The sequence below is a fragment of the Salibacterium lacus genome (genome assembly GCF_042684865.1).
In the GTDB taxonomy this organism is placed as follows: domain Bacteria; phylum Bacillota; class Bacilli; order Bacillales; family Marinococcaceae; genus Salibacterium; species Salibacterium lacus.
The window spans coordinates 1,780,309-1,800,595 of sequence record NZ_JBHUML010000002.1 but is presented as its reverse complement, the minus strand read 5'-3'; the positions used below and the strand labels follow the sequence as shown (position 1 = coordinate 1,800,595).

19 protein-coding genes and 1 riboswitch are annotated in these 20,287 nt (G+C 49.9%); of the genes, 11 read left to right on the top strand and 8 right to left on the bottom strand.

Features of this window, described 5'->3' with window-relative positions:
- Positions 1-50: 50 nt before the first annotated feature.
- Positions 51-2,702 carry an MMPL family transporter gene (locus ACFSUB_RS10010; protein WP_380713036.1) on the top strand — a complete coding sequence of 884 codons (2,652 nt, stop codon included), beginning with the start codon at positions 51-53 and terminating at the stop codon, positions 2,700-2,702.
- A 216-nt stretch (positions 2,703-2,918) separates the two neighbouring features.
- Here ACFSUB_RS10010 and ACFSUB_RS10005 read toward each other — a convergent pair whose 3' ends face one another.
- The 6 genes from ACFSUB_RS10005 to ACFSUB_RS09980 form a co-directional block, all read right to left on the bottom strand.
- Positions 2,919-3,686 (bottom strand): energy-coupling factor transporter transmembrane component T family protein, encoded by a 768-nt coding sequence (locus ACFSUB_RS10005; protein WP_380713035.1) that lies wholly within the window; start codon positions 3,684-3,686, stop codon positions 2,919-2,921.
- A complete protein-coding gene (locus ACFSUB_RS10000; protein WP_380713034.1) occupies positions 3,680-5,356 on the bottom strand; it encodes an ABC transporter ATP-binding protein in 1,677 nt (558 codons plus the stop codon). Before ACFSUB_RS10000 ends, ACFSUB_RS10005 begins: the two co-directional genes overlap by 7 nt.
- Positions 5,356-5,955, bottom strand: coding sequence for an ECF transporter S component (locus ACFSUB_RS09995; protein WP_380713033.1), 600 nt, complete (start codon positions 5,953-5,955; stop codon positions 5,356-5,358). Before ACFSUB_RS09995 ends, ACFSUB_RS10000 begins: the two co-directional genes overlap by 1 nt.
- On the bottom strand, positions 5,952-6,650 hold the full coding sequence (gene tenA / locus ACFSUB_RS09990; RefSeq protein ID WP_380713234.1) for a thiaminase II: 699 nt from the start codon (positions 6,648-6,650) through the stop codon (positions 5,952-5,954). The genes ACFSUB_RS09995 and tenA overlap by 4 nt, the downstream gene beginning before the upstream one ends.
- Before the next feature lie 124 nt (positions 6,651-6,774).
- A riboswitch (TPP riboswitch) is annotated at positions 6,775-6,882 on the bottom strand.
- 80 nt (positions 6,883-6,962) lie between these two features.
- Positions 6,963-7,088: a hypothetical protein gene (locus ACFSUB_RS09985; RefSeq protein WP_280139702.1), complete on the bottom strand. Its 126-nt coding sequence runs from the start codon at positions 7,086-7,088 to the stop codon at positions 6,963-6,965.
- An 87-nt stretch (positions 7,089-7,175) separates the two neighbouring features.
- Entirely contained in the window at positions 7,176-8,792 is a 1,617-nt protein-coding gene (locus ACFSUB_RS09980; RefSeq protein WP_380713032.1) for a putative bifunctional diguanylate cyclase/phosphodiesterase, read from the bottom strand.
- Between the two features lie 489 nt (positions 8,793-9,281).
- On the opposite strand from ACFSUB_RS09980, the gene aroD reads away from it, so the two are divergent.
- The 6 genes from aroD (at position 9,282) to ACFSUB_RS09950 (ending at position 14,574) form a co-directional block, all read left to right on the top strand.
- Positions 9,282-10,040: a type I 3-dehydroquinate dehydratase gene (gene aroD, locus ACFSUB_RS09975; protein ID WP_380713031.1), complete on the top strand. Its 759-nt coding sequence runs from the start codon at positions 9,282-9,284 to the stop codon at positions 10,038-10,040.
- A 32-nt stretch (positions 10,041-10,072) separates the two neighbouring features.
- Complete coding sequence (locus tag ACFSUB_RS09970) at positions 10,073-10,651, top strand: shikimate kinase (RefSeq protein ID WP_380713030.1); 579 nt, start codon at positions 10,073-10,075, stop codon at positions 10,649-10,651.
- Between the two features lie 106 nt (positions 10,652-10,757).
- A complete protein-coding gene (locus ACFSUB_RS09965; RefSeq protein ID WP_380713029.1) occupies positions 10,758-11,714 on the top strand; it encodes a sugar kinase in 957 nt (318 codons plus the stop codon).
- A 13-nt stretch (positions 11,715-11,727) separates the two neighbouring features.
- Positions 11,728-12,366 (top strand): bifunctional 4-hydroxy-2-oxoglutarate aldolase/2-dehydro-3-deoxy-phosphogluconate aldolase, encoded by a 639-nt coding sequence (locus ACFSUB_RS09960; RefSeq protein WP_380713028.1) that lies wholly within the window; start codon positions 11,728-11,730, stop codon positions 12,364-12,366.
- 84 nt (positions 12,367-12,450) lie between these two features.
- Positions 12,451-13,797 (top strand): hypothetical protein, encoded by a 1,347-nt coding sequence (locus ACFSUB_RS09955; RefSeq protein ID WP_380713027.1) that lies wholly within the window; start codon positions 12,451-12,453, stop codon positions 13,795-13,797.
- A gap of 18 nt (positions 13,798-13,815) precedes the next feature.
- Positions 13,816-14,574, top strand: coding sequence for an IclR family transcriptional regulator (locus tag ACFSUB_RS09950; RefSeq protein ID WP_380713026.1), 759 nt, complete (start codon positions 13,816-13,818; stop codon positions 14,572-14,574).
- Positions 14,575-14,719: 145 nt separating this feature from the next.
- On the opposite strand, the gene ACFSUB_RS09945 is transcribed toward ACFSUB_RS09950, so the two are convergent.
- Entirely contained in the window at positions 14,720-15,643 is a 924-nt protein-coding gene (locus ACFSUB_RS09945; RefSeq protein ID WP_380713025.1) for an NERD domain-containing protein, read from the bottom strand.
- A gap of 341 nt (positions 15,644-15,984) precedes the next feature.
- Between ACFSUB_RS09945 and nagA the strand changes: the two genes are divergently transcribed.
- The 4 genes from nagA (at position 15,985) to ACFSUB_RS09925 (ending at position 19,476) form a co-directional block, all read left to right on the top strand.
- A complete protein-coding gene (nagA, locus tag ACFSUB_RS09940) occupies positions 15,985-17,178 on the top strand; it encodes an N-acetylglucosamine-6-phosphate deacetylase (RefSeq protein ID WP_380713024.1) in 1,194 nt (397 codons plus the stop codon).
- Entirely contained in the window at positions 17,166-17,930 is a 765-nt protein-coding gene (gene nagB / locus ACFSUB_RS09935) for a glucosamine-6-phosphate deaminase (protein WP_380713023.1), read from the top strand. The genes nagA and nagB overlap by 13 nt, the downstream gene beginning before the upstream one ends.
- Positions 17,927-18,649, top strand: coding sequence for a GntR family transcriptional regulator (locus ACFSUB_RS09930; protein ID WP_380713022.1), 723 nt, complete (start codon positions 17,927-17,929; stop codon positions 18,647-18,649). The genes nagB and ACFSUB_RS09930 overlap by 4 nt, the downstream gene beginning before the upstream one ends.
- A 107-nt stretch (positions 18,650-18,756) precedes the next feature.
- On the top strand, positions 18,757-19,476 hold the full coding sequence (locus ACFSUB_RS09925) for an SIS domain-containing protein (RefSeq protein WP_380713233.1): 720 nt from the start codon (positions 18,757-18,759) through the stop codon (positions 19,474-19,476).
- Between the two features lie 566 nt (positions 19,477-20,042).
- Here the strand turns inward: ACFSUB_RS09925 and ACFSUB_RS09920 are convergent.
- Positions 20,043-20,287: hypothetical protein (locus ACFSUB_RS09920; protein ID WP_380713021.1), on the bottom strand; the 245-nt coding region annotated here is incomplete at its 5' end.

Below are 20,287 nucleotides of genomic sequence, written 5' to 3'. Positions count from 1 at the left end.
AAGCCGCCTCTGTTTTTCATCTGTTTTACAGAAAAAAGGAGGAAAGAAACATGCGTACGATACTTAGATTCCGGTGGGTGATTGCTGCGGCGCTGCTGGCTGTAACAGTGCTGCTCTTTTTCCTGTCGCCGGATTTATCCCGCCTGGCCGGGGAGGAAGAGAGTTTTCAGCTTCCTGAAGAGATGTCTTCCCAGCAGGCAGATACTATACTCGAAGATGCCGGAGAAGGAGCGGAGTCCCTCAGTCTGGTGCTGGAACTTGATGGATCACTGACGGAAGAGAAAGAACAGAATATCACAGGATATATAGAAGACGTCAGATCAGCTGATGAAAATATTGAAGAAGTGACTTCCCCGTTTGAACGGGAGGAGGTACGGAATCAACTGGTGTCTGAAGAGAGTGGCGTGGTGCTTGTGCCCGTTTCGGTTAATGGAGGACAGGAAGCGGCGGTCCAGGCCGGAGAAGCACTGCAGTCTCTGTCTGTTCCAGATGGAATGACGCAGTATGTGACAGGAGACGCGATCATCAGCGATGACGTGGACGAAACGACACAGGACGGACTTGAGCGTACAGAAGGAATTACTGTCGTTCTTATTTTTGTGCTGCTGCTTGTTGTATTCCGGGCTGTGGTCACTCCGTTTGTACCGCTTATTTCGGTCGCGGTGACCTATCTGCTGAGCCAGTCCATCATTGCGCTGCTGGCGGAAGGTTTTGGTTTTCCATTGTCGACGTACACGCAGATCTTTCTCGTCGCGGTATTGTTTGGCATAGGGACGGATTACTGTATTCTCCTTCTCAGCCGGTATAAAGAAGAGCTGTCTAATGGACAGGAAGTCAAGGATGCTATTGTAAACACGTACAGCACAGCTGGTAAAACACTGTTGTACAGCGGTATTGCCGTACTTGTTGGTTTTGCGGCGATAGGCTTTGCAGACTTTGCGATTTTCCAGTCGGCTGTAGGTGTGGCGGTCGGTATTGCCGTGCTGCTCCTTGTGTTGTACACGCTGATGCCGTTTTTCATGGCGGTGCTGAAAGATAAACTATTCTGGCCTTCGAAAAAAGGAGCCGAGCATCAGGATAATAAACTTTGGAAAGCAATGGGACGGCTGTCCGTGTTCCGGCCGGTCCTCTCCATTTTGATTGCCGCTGTTGTAACGCTTCCTTTTCTATTAACCTATGACAATGACATCTCCTACAATAATACCGATGAAATAGGATCCGATGCGCAGTCGGTTGAAGGTCTGCACGTTATTGAAAGTGCCTTTGGTATGGGGGATGCACTGCCTCTTGAAATGGTTATTGATTCGGAAAATGACATGATAACAAAAGAAAAACTTGCGGCCGTTGAGTCACTGGCCCGTACGCTGGAACAGTCGAGTGCAGTGGATGAAGTGCGCGGGGTAACCCGGCCGACCGGCTCTGTGCTGGATGAAATGTATGTCGACAACCAGCTGGAAGATGTATCAACCGGTATTTCAGATGCCCGTGACGGCCTGGGGGAAGTCCAAAACGGTCTAAGCGAAGTGCGTAACGGCCTGCAGGATATGAACAGTCAGGTTCAGGGAAGCGCCTCCGGCAGCGGAGGATCCTTGAATGAAGCAGTCTCCGGCATCCAGGACATCAACAGCCAGGTCGGCACTATTTCCACCCAGCTGCAGCAGACAGGTAATACCCAGGCAGCGGCCCAGCAACTCGGTGGGGTGCAGCAGGGACTGACGGAAGTGCAGAACGGGCTGCAGCAGGGCAGTCAGCAGATGAGCAATCAACAGCAGGCGCAGGCAAACGACCTGGCATCCAGCCTTGATGAGCTGACCAACGGGGTACAGGAAGCCATCAATGGTCTTGAGGATATTGAATCAGGACTGGAAAGTGCCCAAACCTACACAGCAGAGGCTTCCGGAGCTTCCTATATCCGCGGAAGCGGCGTATTTGTACCGGATGATCTTCTTGAAAATGAAGATTTTCAGGAAGGTGTCCGTCAGTATGCATTTGAAGATCAAACCGGCATGACGATGGAAGTGAGCCTGAAAGAGGATCCGTACTCGGTCGAAGCGATTGAGGCAGTGGATCAGGTGAAACAGCTTGTTTCGATGGAGACTGCCGGGACACCACTTGAGGAGGATACGATCACCTACAGCGGTGTTCCTGGAACCAATGCGGATCTTGAGAACATTTCCACCGAAGATTTTACGAACACCATCATTATCATATTGATTGGATTGTTTTTGATTCTGGCTGTTCTTCTCCGTTCCCTTGTGAAGCCTGTCTTCATTCTGGGCGGACTGATGCTGGCGTATTACACTGCTATGGGAGCGGCGGAAATGATTTTCGTTCAAGGGCTGGATTACCCAGGTATGATGTGGCCGGTTCCGTTCTTCGGGTTTGTCATGCTCGTAGCACTCGGGGTTGACTATTCAATCTTTCTGTTTGATCGTTACCGTGAAGAGGCCGAACTCGGCGTTCAGGAAGGTCTGCTGAAGGCCATGAAGAAAATGGGGACTGTCATTATTACGGCAGCTATTATTCTATCCGGCACATTCGGCGCGATGATTCCGTCCGGCGTCCTGACGCTCATGCAGGTCGGCACTGTCGTTGTAACCGGGCTGCTGCTCTTCGGCCTTATCATACTGCCGCTCTTCATACCGACAGTAGTGAGTCTCCATGACTCTCCTCCTTCTTTGTCAAAGCGTAAGGAAAAATAAAGGCAAACCGGAGGAAGTGTCAAAAGAGTCTCTCCGGGAATTCCAATTTGTTCCTGGCGGCCCGGTAAGTGTCTACGCATCCAGCTTTTATGGACACTAAAGACATCCTTAAGTTATGCAGCGGCTACGTACACCGCGTGCAGCACGGTCTCCCTGAAAACGAGGCGCGTTCCGCAGGTTTCCAAGCATAACGGAGACAAAGAAAAAAGCCCCTGGTCAAGCGGACCAGGGGCTGCTGACAAACCAGACCGCTGTCAGCAATAGAAGGAATAATCCGGTGAAATACGCATCATAACGGTTCCAGTGTATACGGTGGTAAAACGTGCGGTTCCGGCTTCCGTCGAATCCTTTGGACTCCATCGCGACAGCGGTTCGTTCGGCTTTGCGGATGGCTCCTGCCATTAACGGGATAAAATACCGTTTCATCTGACCGAGCCCCCGCTTTTCGCCGAGGCCGCGGATGCGGTGGGCGGTACGGATCTGCCGCAGTTCATCCCGGAACAAAGGAAGGAAACGATAAGCCGCCATCATCCCGTACCCGAACCGGGGCGGCAGTTTGCACTGCTGGATGAGACTGAGCATAAACCGGGACGGTTCTGTCGTAAGAACGAAAAGCAGCGACCAGGATCCGAAAACAAGCGCACGCATGCCGAGCGAGACGCCGGTCGATACGTTTTCAAGGGATACCGGAAGGCTGCCGATGGTAAATAAAATCGTGCTTCCGCGTTCATCCGGAAACACAACCTGAATCCAGACGAAGCTGAATGCAAATAACAGAAAAGGAAGCAAAAGCAGCCCGAGAAAACGAAACGATACCCCGCCGAGGGCGATGATCATCGTTATCGTGCACCCGAATAAAAACAGCGGGGTCCAAGGGTCAAACACGGGTACCATCATGATAATGATGACCAGGACAGCGCCCAGTTTCAGGGAAGGATTGACCTTCTGCAGGAAACGGTCTTTTTGCTGATACTGTTCTAACATGGTGCTTCCTGCCTTTCGAGGGAATGAACCCAGGGTTTCAATTTTCGGGAAACCGGAACTTTCACTGAAGCTTTCTCAAGCAGATCATTCTGCTGAAAGAATGCGTCCGTACCGCCTTCAAAGGCGGTACTTTTTTCATGAAGAAGGAGTACTTTGCCGGCGTAACGATCCACCAGTTCCATATCATGGGTAATCATCAGAATCGTGCCGCCCCGCTGCTGCCATTTCTTCAGCATCTCCATCAACGCGTTCGTGCCGGTTTCATCCTGACCGAATGTCGGCTCATCGAGAATCAACAGATCCTGCTCCCCCGCCAGCATGACAGCAGCCGATAGACGGCGTTTCTGTCCCTGGCTCAGGGAAAAAGGGTTGGCCGCCCGCTTCTCCTGCAGTTGAAAGAAGTGGAGCATTTCTTCAAGTTCTGCACGACGGGACGCTGGATTAATGCCTGCCATCCGCCAGCCGTAGGTTAATTCATCTTCCACCGAGTCACAGATGAATTGATGCTCGGGATTTTGAAACACAAACCCGGTCTGCTTCATGATTTCCTCTGTTTTGTAACGCCTTGCTTCCTTTCCATTTCGAAACAATGTTCCTCCACCTGGCTGCTCAAGGCCGGTCAGAAGGTGGGCCAGCGTACTTTTGCCTGCTCCGTTGGAACCGCAGAGGGCGGCGAATTCTCCTGCATGCAGTGTGAAGGAGACGTTCTCCAGAATACGCTCCGCTCCGTAGGAAAAAGTCAGGTTTTCGGCTTCTATCAAAGGAGGCGCAGCTGGAGTGTTCTGCGAAAGGTTCGGCACTGGTTCTTCCGTTTTTCGAATGCCATGCTGCGCGCATTGTGTCTCCCATTCGTTCATACTGAGCGGAAACAGATCCCAGGTCATATGCCCTTCCTGTTCCACGTGGCGTGCTGTCCGGCATACTTCCGGGACCCGGATTCCTTCCTGTTCCAGTACGTGTGCTTTTTCCCGGAAAAGAAAGCGGGGAGAACCGTCGAGCAGGACCCCTCCTTCTTTTTGGAGCGCAATCACCCGGTCGATATGCTCCAGACCGGTCTCCATGTTGTGCTCGATAAACAGAAGGGTCTTGCTGCCGCGGGCGGCAGTGTCAATCCACAACGAAACAATATCTTCACTGCTCTTTGGATCCAGGTTGGCGGTCGGTTCATCCAGGATAAACATATCCGGCGCCAGGGCCAGCAGGCAGGCCGCCGCTGCTTTTTGTTTCAGACCGCCGGAGAGGCTTGTGAGCCGGCTGGAGCGCCGTTCTTTTAATCCGGTCACTTGAAGGGCGTGTTCCAGTCTGCTGTTTATCTCGGCGGCAGGGAGGCCGATGTTTTCCATGCCGAAAATAATTTCGTCTTCCACGGTCTCCATGCAGAACTGCGTTTCCGGATCCTGAAACAATATGCCGACGTGATGGCAGGCTTGTGCTATTGTCCAGTGTTCCGGTTCTGTTTCGTTTACGGTGAGAATTCCTGTTTTTTCAGCCTCGATGGCTCTTGGAATCAAGCCCTGCAGCGCAAGAGCGAGTGTACTTTTGCCGCAGCCGCTCGGCCCGGTAATAAGAATATTTTCGCCGGTGTTTATTTCAAGATCGAGAGGTGGAAGGGCAGGCTGGTTATCTGCAGGATAAGTAATGCTCAACCCGTGGATGGATGCACCACTCATTATGATGCCCCCCTCTCCTGTTTCCTTTGGCGGATGCTGCGGCCGATGGCAAAGTTATGAAGAACACCGGTCCGCACCAGTGCCCACGTCAGGTAATGGCTTCCCCAGCCGGCAAGCAGCAGACCGCTCAGCAGCATTGTACCAAGCATGAACCAGACGACGCCTGCTGCAAACTGACTGTATCCGAACATGGCAAACTCGGTCAGAAAACTGGCGGCTGTACCGGCCATTCCTGCAAGCATCAGCACAGGCAGCTTGAAACTGCGGTACCGGAACACAGCAAACACAAGCTCTGCGCCAAGTCCCTGGGTGAAACCGAGGATCAGCACCGATCCGGCGTTGACCGATCCAACCATAATTTCGGTGCCGGCTGCGATAAGCTCAGCAAACAGGGCCACCCCGGGTTTTTGAATGATCAGGGCACAGACAATGGGGGCCATAATCCAAAAGCCCGCCATCAAGCCGCCGCCTACCGGACCCAGGATGCCTGTCACAAGCTGTCCGAGAAATATCCAGACTAAATAAAGGACCCCGAAGACAGCAGAAATAAACGCCATCACCACGATTTCGCGGAGATTCATTGTATGGTTCTGTCTCATTGGGCTGCATGCCCCGGTTTTTTATCTTCGGCAAACGGCCAGTCATGGGCTTTATAAGCCATATCAAAAAACATATATTCCAGCTGGCAGCCGTCCAGGAAGTGCTCTTCCCAGCGTTTTACTTCCTCGTCGGATGCGGTTTCTGCCATCTGATCGAGTTTATCCAGGTATTCCTGCATGCGGGGTTCTTCCTGCTGTCCGTAAAATGTAATCCAGTCGTAGAAAGGGTGGGTTTCATCCGGTTGATAGTCCTCAATAAGCCGGCGGCCGACATCCAGATAAATCCACGGGCATGGCAGGGTAGCTGCGATGATATCCCCGATATTGCCCTCGTAGGCTGTGTGAAGCATATGTTTAGCATAGTGTTGGGCGGTGGGAGCGAGCGGATATCCGTGCAGTTCATCGTATCCGACCCCGGCCTGGTCACACAAATTGTGGTGGGGGTGAATTTCACTGTTTAAAATAAATCCGATTCCGGAATGGAATAATTCCATTTCCTCCCGGGTTCTGCTTTTGGCTATGGCGAGGGCGCGTGCCTGAATCATGGCATTCAAATATTCATAGTCCTGCTTCACATAATGGATGAGCTGCTCCTTTTCCAGGTGTCCTTTGCCGATACCCTGAATGAACGGGTGGTCATAGCAGGCCTCAAAAATATGATCCGTGTTCTGTCTCAATTTCTCTGAAAATCTCATCATTCAACTCCTGCCTTTCTGTGATTTTTCACATAAAAAGAGCCACTCCGGAAATGGAGCGGCTCTGCTTGGTAGGAGATATTATGGTTGAGACGGCGCAAAGACCGTCTTTCATCCACAGACAGATATGCCGGCTCCACTTCCCTTCGCTGGTGCTAACCAGAGCAGGTTCTAAGGGACCAAGGAATACGGCATTCCTTATCTCAGCTTTACAGCGCCCCCAGCGGCCTCTTTGTATGCGATTGCTTTTAACGTATCATGAAGATGATGTATTGTCAAAATAGTTTTGTGAAATACATACGGGAGACAGGCTTATTTTTTCTTCATCTGCTTTGCTTTATTTACAGCAGTGTTGGCCATCTGCTTTGCTTTTTCCCGGTTTTTCTCGTCTTTTAAATACTCTTTGGCGGTACTGAAGAGTTTCTTTTTCAGACTCATTGGTATGCTCCTTTCTATTAATCGTATTCGGTGTAAATATTTTTCCCCGGCATCATCAAGCATAAACGCGGAAAAAACGATTCGTTTTCAGGAAGAAAAGGCTTCCTGTATACAGGCGTTGATGGAAGGACTGCCTTTTCCAATGAGAAAGCCCTGGGCGGCATCACAGGAGTGAGCACGGAGCCAGTCCCATTGTTCCTCTGTTTCCACGCCCTCAGCAACGACTGTCATATCCAGGTCGTGAGCAAGGCCCAGTACTGCCCGCACGATGGATCCTTTGGAGTAGGAGGCAGGAAGGTCCTGAATAAAGGAACGGTCAATCTTAATCAAATCAAACGGGAGCGTTCCGATATAATTCATCGAAGAATAGCCCGAACCAAAGTCATCCAGCGCCAGTTTGATGCCGGCCTCCTTCCATCTGGTCAGGGTCGGGACAAGATCATGAAGGTTGTCGATGGTCGCAGACTCTGTCAGTTCGAGTGTGATCAGGCCTGGATCAATGCCGTAATAGGTCAGCGTATGACTAACATATGGTCCAAAGCCCGGGTCATGAAATTGACGAAACGATACATTCACACTAACGCCGTACATGGTCTCTCCCTGGTCCTGTCTTTCTTTTAAGAGGCGGCATGTCTCTTTGAAAACCCAGCGGCCGATTGGGTGAATCATGCTTGAATCCTCAGCAGCCGGGATAAAGCGGCCTGGAGAAATATAGCCCTGTTTCGGGTGCTCCCACCGAAGGAGAGCTTCAAAACCATATATCCTGCCATTTGTCAGAAACAGCTGCGGTTGAAAAATCAGGTACATTTCTTCTGAATCCAGTGCGTGATGAAGATCCTGACGCAGTTTAACTTCATTCAAAGAAGCATCGGCCAACGCTTTATTATAGAAGTGAAGCGCGGTGCCCGCGGTTTCTTTTGCTTTCTGCATGGCGAGATCCGCTTCCTGCAACAGCTGCGCAGGCTGTTTTTCCGCCGTGACTGTCTGTGCGCTCACACCAATGCTGATTTCCAGGTAAACAGGTTCATGATGGTACAAAAAGGGTTCCTCGACATCAGCCGGAATCTCCTCCTTAAGATCCTTATACGTACCAGGAGGCGCTAATAGAGCAAATTCATCCCCATTCATACGGTACACCTTTCCGCCGGGTCCGCACAGTGACAGAAGCCGGTTGGCATAGGATACTAAAATATAGGAAGCCCCCTCATTACCGAAAAAGCTGTTAATCCGCTTGAAATCGTCTATGTTAATAAGAAATAAATAATATCCGGGACTGCAGATTGTTCTGTCCTTTTGATGTTTTTCGAAACTACGGGCGTTGGGAAGTCCGGTTAGATTGTCATAGTAGGCTGCTTCATAATATTCGCTGTATATCCGGTATTGAATCTGTAAAAACAGGTTAACGAGAAAAAGAAGAATGTCAAAGAACAGCACTCCCATCCAGCCGAGTGCTGCATGAAATAAAATCATAGCGGTTACAAAGCTGGGGAGAAATACGATGATACCGGTGCTTATCCATACTATCGATATGGTCACTCTTGTTTTGGAATAAAATTTTTGCCAGAGTAAAAATACAGCCAGGCATATAGTAGTGGTGAGAATCAAATGAAAAGCTGTTATGATAAGACTAGAAGGGTTGTCAAAAGACAGGGCCATGCTGTAGTGCTGAAACACCATGAGCAGGGGTGTGCTTAATGAAAGCATGATATTCATCCGTATCAAGCCCAGAAGCGCAAAGGATTTGCGGTGAAACCATATGCTTAATACGATAGAGCTTACAGCCAGCACAAAATAAGCCGCGGCGGTCCTGCGGCGAAATAAGAACCAAAGAAAATGACAGGAGCAAGCGAAATATAATAGTTCCCATTCCATGGCAGGTATAAATGGACTCCGCCAAATAAAACAAAGGATCCTATAAGGGTGAAAAGCAGACCTGGTTCTGCAGCGGGCGGCACGAATATGAATAAGAGACATCCGACTGTTGTGAACAGAAAAACCATCAGAAAAACAAGCAGCGGAGATTTTTCTAACCGGTTTGCGTTAACATACTCCCCTTTTGCCAAAGTGCACACCTGCCATTCAGAGTAGTAAATGTAGTATAATAGTTCTATTATAGCTTATATTTCACAAGAAATGTAACATATATCGACGAAATTTTTAGGTATGGGGATAAAAATAGATCAGGAGGTTGAGATGCAGGCAAAAGAAATTCAAACCAGCACCCGCACGTTTTTAACCGGGCAACCTTCTCTCTGCCTGCCACTGACAGGGAGAACAGAAACCGGGCTCTTGGAAGAAGCAGCATCTGCGCAGGAGAAAAAGCCGGATCTCCTGGAATGGAGGGCAGACTTTTATGAAAGTCTTTCTGATCCAAAGCAGGTGGTGCACACCGCTTCGCGTCTGCAGACAGCGCTGCAGGGGATTCCTCTTCTATTCACCATCCGTTCTGAAAAGGAGGGCGGACAGAAATCATATATGGAAGAACAGGACAAAATCGAGTTGTATCAACAGTTGTGTTCCAGCGGATACGTGGATATGCTGGATTATGAACTGCAGCATGACGAAGCGGAACGGAAGGAAGTTCAAACGATCTGCAGAGAAAATGGTGTGGTTTTTATTGTTTCCTATCACGATTTTTCTGCCACCCCCTCCGAAGAGGACATGATGAATCAGCTGAGAGAAATGGAACAGGCCGGGGCGGATGCTGCCAAGCTTGCTGTGATGCCTGAAACGATGGATGATGTGCTGTCCCTTCTGAAGGTAACACGTGACGCAGAAGCACAGCTGAACATTCCTGTCATTACGATGTCGATGGGGAAGCTGGGAGCCGTCTCAAGGATAGCCGGATGGCAGTTCGGTTCCCTGTTCGCATTTGCAGTGGGAGGGAACAGTTCCGCGCCCGGCCAGATACCGATTGAAGTCATGAGAGAGCTGGAAACGTACTTGATATAATGGATAAATGATGATAGAAAGCGGGGAGGAAAATGGAACAGCTGCCGGCTTTACGGGAAAGAAATATTATTTTAATAGGATTTATGGGGTCAGGTAAATCCACGATCGGAAACCTGATGTCAAAAAAATTGTACAGGGATTTTATCGATGTTGATACATATATTGAAAAGCAGCAGGGCATGAGTGTTCCGGATATTTTCCGTGAAAAAGGAGAAGAAATGTTTCGGGAAATGGAAAAGGAAGCAACGGTCCACCTTTGTGAAAAAGAACGGTTGAAGATTCTGGCCCTTGGCGGAGGAGCATACAGCCAGTCTGAAATAAGAGAAGTCTGTATGAAATACGGTATTGTGATACTGTTAAACCTAAGCTTTGAGACATGGAAAGAACGTCTCCCCCTCATTCAGGAGAACCGCCCTGTTCTGCTGAATAAAACGATGGAGGAAATGGAAACTCTGTTCTATGAGCGGAAGCAGATCTATTCCTTGAACACATTAGAGATTGACACAGACGGAAAAAGCGAAGAAGCGGCTGCCGATGAAATCGTGCATCTGCTCAAGCTCGGCTGGGACTGGTATCCCGCGCACATGCCGGATGAAGAGAGCTCCCATTAGGGGGAGTTCTTTTGTATAGAAATTGACGATTCTTTTGCGGTGGTATACGATAGAATTATCATAACAGAACGATGTTTTATATTATAAAACAAACGGAGGTGCGGGAATGAATGTTGTAACGATAGGGGAGACGATGGCTCTGTTCACCCCGGATCAAAACGGGTTAATGAGGTACGCTCATTCCTATTCCCGGAAATTCGGAGGAGCGGAATCAAATATGGCCATAGGGCTGGCAAGGCTTGGTCATCAGGCGGGCTGGATCAGCCGTGTCGGCGACGATGAACTTGGGAAAGCGATGCTTCACTTTATCCGGGGCGAAGGAGTGAATACCGACTGCGTTACATTCGATACAGAAGCCCCGACAGGCCTGTATTTCAAGGAATTCCGAAAAGCCGGGGATATACGGGTGCAGTATTACCGGAAAGGCTCGGCAGCAAGCCGCCTGAGTACAGCTGACCTCGAGGAAGAGTATATAAAACAGGCGGATTACTTACATATCAGCGGCATCACACCGGCGCTGAGCAGCAGCTGCCGGGATATGCTGCCGGAGGCCGTCAGAATGGCGAAACAGCACGGTGCCGTCGTTGTCTTCGATCCCAACCTGCGCCGCTCTTTATGGAGCGAAGAAGAAGCGCGCCGCACCCTGCTTGATATCGCATCGCAGGCGGATATTATCATGCCGGGAATTGATGAGGGCGCTTTTCTATTCGGCACCGAAGATCCCGACGAACTCGGACGTCTCTTTTTACAGCAGGGAGCTGCTGAAGTGGTACTGAAAGCCGGCAGCAAAGGAACGTATTATTTCAATAAGAACGGATCGGAATTTATTCCGGCTTTTGATGTGGAGACAGTCGTTGATCCGGTCGGAGCGGGTGATGGCTTCGCCGCCGGTTATCTCTCCGGTCTGCTCGACCGGCTTTCCCCGGGAGACGCCGTACGCCGCGGTAATGCGGTGGGTGCGCTTGTCACCCAGGCCGAAGGGGACGTGGAAGGCCTGCCGGAACGCGAAGATGTGGAAGCATTAGTGAACAAAGACAGCGGCACAGAAGATGTGCGGCGTTAAGGAGGATACGGATATGACATCTATTCAGGACATTAAAGAAAACGGCGTTGTGGCGATCATCCGTGGAGCAGACCCGGACAATATTGAAGATATGGCGGAAGCGCTTCTGGCAGGCGGCGTGCGGACGCTTGAGATCACGATGGAAACACCGAACGTACTGGCTGCTATTGAGAAGCTGCGCAAATCCTATGGAAATGAATTAATTACAGGAGCCGGCACGGTACTCGACCCTGAGACGGCACGTTCGGCGATTATGGCAGGAGCCCAGTTCATCTTTTCCCCTACCGTGAATCCGGAAACGATCCGGATGTCCAAGCGGTACGGGGTGATCAGCATTCCGGGTGCCATGACCCCGACGGAAATACTGAATGCCTATGAAAACGGGGCAGACGTTATTAAAGTCTTTCCGGCCAACCAGTTCGGCCCGTCCTACCTGAAAGACATCAAGGGGCCCCTTCCTCATATTCCATTGATGCCGACCGGCGGGATCACCACGGAAAACCTGAAGGATTACATGGATCAGGGAGCTGTTGCCGTCGGAGTGGGAAGTGCTCTTGTTAATACGAAGAATCCTTGGAACAGCGGGGAAAAAGCGGCTCTCACCAAACGGGCCCAGGCTTTCACCGACGCCTTCCATCAAGCCGTAAAATAAGCCGGAAAATACAGCAGGGCGTTTTCGAAAAAGGAGGACGCGCTGCTTTGTTTTTTAAGCTCTGGTTTTAAAGGAACGTTTGCTATGATGTATATATTGTTATACAGCGTACTGGTCGGGTCTTACGCTGTTTCCCTTTTCACAGATGCAGAATGGCTGTCCTATCTGACAGGCCTGGCTGCCGCAGGGTCTGTTGTCGTTTCTTTTCCAAAGGCGGGGCGCCTGTACAAAGGAACGGCTGCGGTATTTCTCGTCACAGCACTTGCGGCTTCCTGGGCGGAAGGACTCCCGGTGCGTGAATTTCCGTACTATATGACGTCCATGGTTATGCTGATAATGGTATTTTATGTACTGCCCTTTATTAACAGTGTGATCGTGGTCGGCCGTTATGACCAAAAAGTTAATAAATTATTGAAAACAAACGTCACTCACCTTGGTCAGTTGTACCGGCGTGCGGCAGGAGTATCCTTCTTAATCGGCACATTTTTGAATGTCAGCACACTCCCGCTCGTGGTTCATGTCCTACGACGCAATCTGCGTGAACAGAGGACCCGGCTATCTGCCCACTTTATCAGCTCGGCCATGCTGCGCGGCTACGCGTTGTGTCTTGTGTGGAGCCCGATGGAGCTGCTTGTTGCCATATCGGTGGACATAACAGGGGCTGGATATCTGGAGCTGCTGCCGCTTCTGCTCCTCTTTGCCGCTGTGTTCTTGTTGATCACGCTGTTCAGCGGACGGAAATACCGGCATATTAAAACGTCCATCGAAACCCGCCCTGTGGACATGAATAAGGTGTACCGCAAAATTGCGGGGTTGTCCTTCTTTTTGATCTTATTTATTGCATCTGTGGTTCTCCTGCAGCGGCTGATGCCGGTATCCTTTCTTGAAACCGTTGCGCTCGTGATTGTTCCTTTTTCTTTTGGGTGGGCGCTTGTCATAGGGAGAATACGCTCCTTTATGCTCTATGCCGGGAGAAACTGGAAAAACCGGACATCGTCTATGCAGAATTACATTGTGCTGTTTTTATCCGTCGGTTTTTTCATCAGTGTGCTCGAGGAAACGGTGTGGATGAATTGGCTGCAGTACCCGTTTTTATTTCTGGAGAATAGTCCGGTACTATTATTCGTATCCATTCAGGTTATGTTTCTGGCGCTTGCGATGATAGGTTTTCATCCGATTGTTACCATAACCCTGGCCGGGGAGATGCTGCAGCCGCTGCTTGGAGATATCGCGCCGGCCGGGGCAGCGGTGGTTCTGATTACGTCCGGATTGTCCACGGTCATGGCAGGACCATTTAATATCACCGTCTCGCTGACCGGTATGCTTCTTCACCAGAATCCATACCGCATCTCGCTCTGGAATCTTCCTGCCGCCCTGTTATTCAGCAGTGGCGGGACGGCGCTCGCGCTGCTTATTCAATACGTGTTTTAGAAAGGAGGTGGTGGTTGGATGCCGATTATTCAATCCGTCGACCGCGCCCTGCAGATTCTTGATTTATTTGATGATGATGAAACGGAGCTTAAAATCACCGATATCAGCGAACGGCTCCATCTTCATAAAAGCACCGTCCATTCGCTGTTAAAAACACTGGAAAAACATCAGTACATAGAACAGGCGGGTGAATCCGGCCGGTACGCCCTCGGCATGAAATTATTTGAACGCGGCAACCATGTGATCCGCAGCCGTGATCTTCGAAGCGCGGCGCAGGACTCTTTATATGAGCTTTCCCGTGCCGTGCGCCAAACGGTTCATCTTGTGATTCAGGACGGACATGAAGGAGTCTATATTGATAAAGTGGAGCAGCCGTCGGCGGTTGTTTTTTATTCCCGGGTCGGGCGCCGTGTGCCTCTGCACTGCAGCGGTGTCGGTAAAGCACTGATCGCTTTTTGTCCTGACGATGAGATTGACGCTCTGCTTGAGGATTACGTATTCACCCGCCGGACCGAGCGCACGATCACAAGCTCCTCCGCCTTCCGTAAAGAGATTCAGAACGTCCGGGAACAGGGATACGCTGAGGATAAGGAAGAAAACGAACCCGGCGTACGCTGTGCAGCGGTGCCGATCCGGGACCACACCGGCCGTGTCACCGCCGCCATCAGCATGTCCACCCTCACCATGCGCACCGACGAAGACACGATGGGCGGCTGTATTGAAAAGCTTAAAGAAACCGCCATGGACGTGTCGCGGAAGCTCGGGTATGGGTATTGATTGGAGTTATTGATTGGGGTGGTTGATTAGAGACATTTTGAAAAGCGAAATGTCTCTAATTTAATTTTACTGGACAATTTGGAGGTCATCTTCTCACAAAATGTCCCTAACATTTTTTTATTGGACATTTTTAATGTAAAAAAGTCTATAACCCCACTGGCGGCGCCTGATAATAAGAGCCCTTCCCTTTCCCGAAACGCTGATAATGGGAAAGTAGAACCCGGCTGACATTTTTCGTGCTGCTTTGAAGTCCACACCAATGATGTATACCGTTGGTTGTTATCTTTTCTCTCGGGAAAAGCACGTTGAATTCTTCAGCGGATCTCAGGATGCCATTTCGCCGGTCCTCTGTACAGCCGCATTTGGAGCACACGAGTTTGTTTTTTCTTTCAAGCATCCAACTGCTGCATGCAGGACAGGTAATCCCTTTTTTAAGAGAGTGGTAGTCGTAATCCGGCAGGCGGGTATAAGGAGAATATTCCCAGTTCAGCTTCAGCAGTTTTTCAGCGGCAGAATGATAATAATCGGGAAGAGGAGCAAAAGGCTCGTTATTCCATTTCTGAATAAATCGTTTGATCTGTCCGGGTAATAATAAAGGAAAATCAGGACAAGCGTGATAGAGGGAAAAAGACGGGTTAGTATAGGCTACTTGTGCTTTGATTGGAAGAGAGAGATGTATTTTCTGAAAAGTATCGCGGATAAGAGCCTCGCTTCGCTGCAGCTGGTGGAATGGATTTTTCACTTCCCGGTCATTCATGAGATAAAAGCGATTATCCTTGACATAATAATCTCCTTCAAAGTGTTTTACTTCGAATAGATGGGCCTGCCCATGGGTGAGTACCAATATATCGATTTGAAAAAAACTGTGCTGCTGCTCAATCATCAGATCATTAATGATGATGGCATCCTGCTGTAATTGAAGCAGCCATTGATTCATTATTTTTTCTCCTTCATGCCCTTTTTCAAGTCCATAATAATATTGCTGGTCATGAACATTCAGATTCATCCGTTTATTTAAAATACGGAGGGCCTGAAGCTCTTTGGATGGCTTGCATGGTTTCTTTATCATCTTGTCCTCCTTTTTCTTTATATTATCAAAACCTCTGTATAATACAAGTATTGTTGTCAGCAATGTACTGGACAGTTTAAGGGGGGGAAGTGTCCAGTATTATAGTTTACTGGACACTTTGAATAGGGAGATGGCTGTAAAATTAATATTAGAGACACTTTCATCAATTTTCTTGATGATTTTGGTTCTAACCATAGTTTTACAGACATTTCTCGAAGCAAAATGTCCGTAAAACCTCTCCACGGTGATGCTGAAGTTAGATTATATAACACAAATGGTATAGACAACTATATTTCCTGCTGTTAAAATAAAATCAATAGACATGATGGGGAGGGCGTGGAATGGAAGATTTTATCCTTCGGAATGTTACCGTTGTTAACCCGGATCAAACCCGGAAACATGCGTATGTACACGTGAAAAACGGGGTTGTTTCCTCAGTTGGGGAAGACCGGGATGCTGGTACAGTGAAGTCAGAAAGAACCGTGGAAATCGAAGCCGGACCGGAGGAAGTACTTGTTCCCGGCATGATCGATGTACATATTCACGGCACCAATAACGCCGATGTGATGGACGGGACCCCGGAAGCCCTTCAGATCATATCCGAAACCCTTCCCTCGGAAGGAACGACATCGTTTCTGGCGACAACGATTACGCAGCAGAAGGACGCCATCACAAACGCACTGGAAAATGCGGCGGCATTCCCGGTGGATCAGCCTGAAGCAGGTGCAAAGATGCTGGGCGTTCACCTGGAAGGTCCTTTTTTCACGGCGGAAAAAGCAGGGGCACAGCCGAAAGAGCATCTGCAGCAGGCAGATACTGCCTTATTCAAGCAGTGGCAGGAGGCTGCCCAGGGGCTTATCAAATGGGTGTCGCTCGCGCCGGAGCAGGATCCGGACCACGCACTTATCCGTTATTTGTCCCAGCAGGACATCGTAACGTCGGCTGCGCACTCCAGTGCAGGCCTGGAAGAGGTCGATCAGGCGGCGGCAGATGGGATTTCCCATGTGACGCACCTTTTTAACGGCATGAGCGGTCTGCATCACCGGGACCCCGGTCTTGCTTCTGCCGCGCTGTTAAACGACGCTCTTACCAATGAAATCATCGCCGATGGGGTGCACGTCCACCCTGCGATGGTGAGCTTCGCCTTTCGGATGAAAGGGGCGTCCGGGCTCCTCTTAGTCACAGATTCCCTGCGGGCCAAATGTCTCCAGAACGGTGTCTATGACCTCGGCGGCCAGACCGTAACCGTAGAGGGAAACAGGCCGTATCTTGAGGACGGAACAATCGCCGGAAGCATGCTTAGGATGAATGAAGCATTAAAGAACGTGATGGCATTTACAGGCTGCTCCCTGGAAGAAGCAGTGGCGATGACCTCGAAAAATGCAGCGGATAAACTGGGACTGACACGCAAAGGCAGAGTGGCTCCGGGAATGGATGCGGATTTGGTGCTGCTCACGCGAAGCGGCGGTGTGAGCCGGACGTGGTGCCGGGGCATACTCGCTTATGAACAGGAGGGAATGACATGGAAGTCATAGCGGTAAAAGACGATCAGGAAATGAGCGAAAAAGCGGCTTCTCTGATTGGAGCGGAAATAAAGGACAGGCCCGGGATTGTGCTCGGTCTTGCTACCGGGGGAACACCGGAAGGAACGTACCGGGAATGGATTAACCAGGCCGGCAGTCTTCCCCTGTCGCAGCTGCAGACGTTCAACCTGGATGAATACGCAGGACTTTCCCCGGATCATCCAAATAGTTATCACCGCTATATGAAAGAAAGGCTCTTTCAGCCGCTGCAGCTCCGTCCGGGGCAGACCCACCTTCCAAGAGGGGATGCCAAAGATCTTCAGGAAGAAGCCCGAAGGTATGAAAAGCAGATTCAGCAAAGCGGGGGCATCGACTTACAATTGCTTGGCATAGGAGAAAATGGTCATATCGGGTTTAACGAGCCCGGAAGTTCTTTTCATTCACGGACACACGTTGTGGAATTGAAACCTTCCACAAGAGAAGCAAATGCGCGGTTTTTCGAATCGGAAGAAGACGTGCCGCATCAAGCTGTGACAATGGGAATCGCAACCATTATGGAAAGCCGGCGCATTCTACTGCTTGCTTCCGGATCCCGTAAAAAAGAAGCCCTCACCGCCCTGCTCGAGGGAAAACAAACCGAAAATTTTCCTGCATCCGTCCTTCAGAATCATCCATATGTTACAATAATTGCGGATGAATCCGCTCTATCAGGTGTTTCAACACATAAGAGTGTTTCTGAAGGAAGGGAGAGGGAAACGAAATGATTGATAAAAATTCACCTCTGCCGATATACTATCAAATTCAGGAAATGATACGAAAAAAGATAGATACCGGCCAGTGGCAGCCGGGGGATATGCTTCCCTCCGAACGAATTTTCTCTGAAGATTTCGACGTGAGCCGGATGACCGTCCGTCAGGCAGTGACAGAGCTTGCCAAGGAAGGTGTGCTTCAGAGGGAAAAAGGAAAAGGCACCTTTGTCGCCGAACCCAAAATAGAACAGCCGCTGCAGGGGCTCACGAGTTTCACAGAAGATATGAAAGCACGGGGGCTCAAACCCGGCAGTGCATTGGTGCAATACCAGCTGCGCAAAGCACCGAAGAAAGTGGCGGAAGCCCTGCAGACCAGTACGGACACCCAGGTTTATGAAATTAAACGGGTCCGGATGGCCGATGATGTTCCGATGGCGTATGAAACGACCTTTATTAATAAGGAAATCGCCGGCGACCTTCCGGAAGACGTGGAAAACCGGTCCATTTACTCCTTTCTGGAACAAGAGAAGAATCTGAAAATCGGCGGCGGCGAGCAGACCTTCGAAGCGTCGCTTGCCAATACAGAAGAAGCAGAAAACCTGGCGATAGAAGAAGGGGCTCCGGTACTGCTTATTCAACGTGCTACATATCTTGAAGATGGCACCCCGCTGGAATACGTGAAATCCGCCTACCGGGGAGACAGATATAAGTTCACCATTAATATGCCGAGATGAGAGGAACCGGTAATGTTATACCGGTTCTTTTTTACATGCTTGTTGTGATAACCTGTATACAATACCAAGCTTGTTTATCAAAGGGGACGGTACCTGTGTTTCGTTACATGGAGGAGGTTCAAAAAGACCTTGAGCAGCTGCAGAAAAACCAGGCGGAATCATTGAAAAAAGCGGTGGAATACCTGGCGGAAACGATAAGAAAAGATGGTGTTATTCATGTTTTCGGCGCCGGCCATTCCCACTTGCTAAGCGAAGAAGTGTTTTATCGTTCGGGAGGGCTGGTACCTGTGAATCCTCTGCTGGAGGAATCATTGATGCTTCATGAAGGAGCGGTCCAGGCGTCGCGTAATGAGCGGAAACATCATTATATCCGGGACTTTCTGGAGCAGCATTCGCTTGAAACCGGGGATGCTCTTATTGTTATTTCTACATCCGGACGCAATCCTGTACCTATTGATGCTGCGGAGTACGGAAAAGAAAAAGGACTGACAGTGGTGGCGATTACGTCGATAGACTATTCTAAAAGCCAGCCTTCCCGGCATGAAAGCGGGAAGCGGCTGTATGAATCGGTCGATATGGTACTCGACAACTTGTGTCGAAAAGGGGACGCGCTGCTCACACACCCCAACGTTCCGGAGCCGTATGCAGCAACGTCTACGGTAATAGGAGCCGTCATTCTTCAGACCGTGTTTGCCGGTGTGATTGAACACCTTGCTGAAAATGGAGAGAAGCCTCCGGTTTTTCTATCTGGAAATGTGGACGGGGCCGATGAACATAATCAACACCTCGTAGAAAAATATAAAGAGCGGATTCCACTGTTAAAATAAAGAGTCTGGGACAAAAGTAAAATAGGTGGAGGAAAAACACGAATGTCCGGCGACGTTGTTCAACCATCGTCCAGCAGCGGAGCCTACATGCTTTGACTCCTGCTCCAAACAGCACGAGTCGCGGGTCCCCGCAGGATGTGCGGTCAGGTCAGCGCCCGCACGTGACGTACTTCCACAGGATAATGACGTTTACCGGGGCGCGGAACCCTCTAAAGTGCCTTCGGAATCATTCATAGTGACGTTTTGAAGGGCACCGGATACTATAAAGTGCCTTCGGCGATATACCCAACGACGTTTTAAGGGGTCCTTTTCCCCCTAAAGTGCCTTCGGGACTATTTCTCTCCCTTTTCCTGCAATGACGCGGGCTCTTTGCTGCGTCGACCCGTTCATTTTCCGCTGCACGCAGTCTCGATTCGTTCATAATGACGTTTACCGGGGCACCAAACCCCTCTAAAGTGCCTTCGGAATCATTCATAGTGACGTTTTGAAGGGCACCGGATACTATAAAGTGCCTTCGGCGATGTACCCAACGACGTTTTAGGGGGCCCTTTTCCCCCTAAAGTGCCTTAGAACCCATTTGCAACGAATGTCCGTCCCCCCAATCTGAACACAGCAAACAAACGCCCGCATTTTCTGCGTCCGTACGGCCGGATCCGTTCAGGTGTTGTTTCGATGCCGGCCAACGGGTCCTGAAACGGCCGGGTGCAAAGAAGACACGATGAGCCCCGGCGAATCGATGCCTCCCTTGTGCTCTGGAGTAAAAGCGAAGTATGTTGGCGCAGCGGTACCTCTCCAAAATAAAGAATGCCGA